This is a genomic window from Aquimarina sp. AWH4_224, assembly GCF_056160245.1.
Genome location: NZ_JBSWWU010000055.1, coordinates 1 through 448 on the forward strand (window position 1 = coordinate 1; position 448 = coordinate 448).

Consider the following 448-nt stretch of genomic DNA (forward strand, 5'->3'; position numbering starts at 1 on the left):
TTCTCAAACAAGGCATCATTTTGATTGAACTGAGTCAATTCCTGAAAATCAACATTCAACAAATGAGCACCTCCTTTCAATCCAAAACTCAACTTTCCATACTCAGAAGTAGGAATCGTATATGAAAAATCAACTCCTATAAAGGTCTCATCGGTAGGACCGATCTCATCATTGACAATCGAGAGTCCCAATCCCAAACGCTCTGAATCTCCAATAGGAGTATTCAAGGTTAGGGTTTGAGTACGAGGAGCTCCATCCAATCCAACCCATTGGCTGCGGTGAAGACCCATAATACTCAGAACGCCTCGACTACCAGCATAGGCCGGATTTACACTAATCGTATTGTACATATACTGGGTATACTGCGCATCCTGCTGCCCTTGAACTTGTTCAATGCATAGTGTTAGAAATGCTAGCACAATTATTAATAATGGTCTATTCATCGATA

The 448-nt window shown here is 41.1% G+C and carries 1 protein-coding gene; it reads right to left on the minus strand.

Annotated features, from left to right (window positions below; translation table 11 throughout):
- On the minus strand, window positions 1–443 hold a 443-nt coding region (locus tag ACXAGJ_RS24665), incomplete at its 3' end, for a PorP/SprF family type IX secretion system membrane protein (RefSeq protein ID WP_474843851.1).
- Window positions 444–448: the final 5 nt, after the last annotated feature.